Consider the following 1,470-nt stretch of genomic DNA (forward strand, 5'->3'; position numbering starts at 1 on the left):
TACCAGCGCCTCGCGCAAACGCTCGGCTTGCGGATACGGCTGCTGACTTAGACCAAGACGGCCGCGTGCGTCGGACACACAGGCTTGCAGCGCTTCGGCAAACCGCGCGGGCTTGCGCAGCGCATCGCATCGTTCGAACAAGCGAACCAAGGCGGCCGCCCCGAACTCCATCACCCGATGAATATTCCCGTGCTCACGCGCGACCAGCAGCGCGAGGTCGCGGCAATCGTTCGGCACGCGCAGACGCTCGCATAGCGGCTTCAGCAAATCGACGCTGCGCCCTTCATGCCCGACATGGCGCGGCAAGATGTCTTCCGGCGTGGTCGCCTTGCCGAGATCGTGCGTGAGCGCGGCGAAGCGGACGGGCAACGTGAAACCGTGCGACGCCGCGTAATCCACGACCATCATCACGTGAATGCCGGTATCGACTTCCGGGTGATAGTCGGCACGTTGCGCGACGCCCCATAACGAATCCACCTCGGGCAAGATCCGCACGAGCGCGCCGCATGCGCGCAGCGTCTCGAACATGCGCGACGGCTTTTTTTCCATCAACCCGCGCGATACTTCCTGCCACACACGTTCGGGCACGAGCGCATCGACTTCGCCATCGGCGACCATGCGTTTCATCAGGGCAAGGGTTTCGTCGGCGATGGTGAAATCAGCAAAGCGCGCCGCGAACCGTGCAATCCGGAGAATGCGCACTGGATCTTCTATGAACGCCTCGCCCACATGGCGGAACACGCGCGCTTCAACGTCAGCCCGGCCATTGAACGGATCGATCACCGGTCCGGTCAGTTCGCCATCCGGCCGGACTTCGCGCGCCATTGCGTTGACGGTCAGGTCGCGCCGGGCGAGATCTTCTTCGAGCGTGACATCGGGCGCGTAGAAAAACTGAAACCCGTGATATCCCGCCGATGTCTTGCGTTCCGTCCGCGCCAACGCATATTCCTCGTGCGTCTGCGGATGCAGGAACACCGGAAAATCCTTGCCGACCGGCTTGAAACCCTGCGCTGTCATTTGGTCGGGCGTGGCACCGACCACGACGTAATCGCGGTCTTGCACCGGCAAACCCAGCATTTCATCGCGGATTGCGCCGCCCACGGCATAGATGTTCATTGCTCTTTCCGCGCGCCTGCAATCCATTCGGCGACTTCCGGCATGGTGGTGATGTGCTTGCAGTAGTCGCGCGCATGGTCGCTGATCTTCGGCGCGTACGAGTTGAAGCGCATGACGACGGGCGCGAACATCGCATCTGCGATGCCGAATTCCTTGCCGAACAGGAACGGTCCGCCGTGCGCGCTCAGACAATTGCTCCAGATCTTGTCGATGCGCTTCACGTTCGACAACGCCCCCGCCGTCAACGGCTGGCCGAACGCCTGACGCTGGATGTTCATCGACATTTGTTCGCGCAGATCGCCGAAACCCGCGTGCATTTCCGCGCTGATGCTGCGGGCGTGCGCGCGAGCGGCG

The 1,470-nt window shown here is 62.7% G+C and carries 2 protein-coding genes; both read right to left on the bottom strand.

Going from position 1 to position 1,470, the window contains the following annotated elements; translation table 11 throughout:
* On the bottom strand, positions 1 to 1,116 hold a 1,116-nt coding region (locus tag ACRXB1_RS35930), incomplete at its 3' end, for a multifunctional CCA addition/repair protein (RefSeq protein WP_449494758.1).
* A partial coding sequence (locus tag ACRXB1_RS35935; protein WP_449494759.1) for a glutathione S-transferase C-terminal domain-containing protein occupies positions 1,113 to 1,470 on the bottom strand: 358 nt, incomplete at its 5' end. The genes ACRXB1_RS35935 and ACRXB1_RS35930, both read right to left, overlap by 4 nt.

The organism is Caballeronia sp. M23-90 (assembly GCF_053574605.1).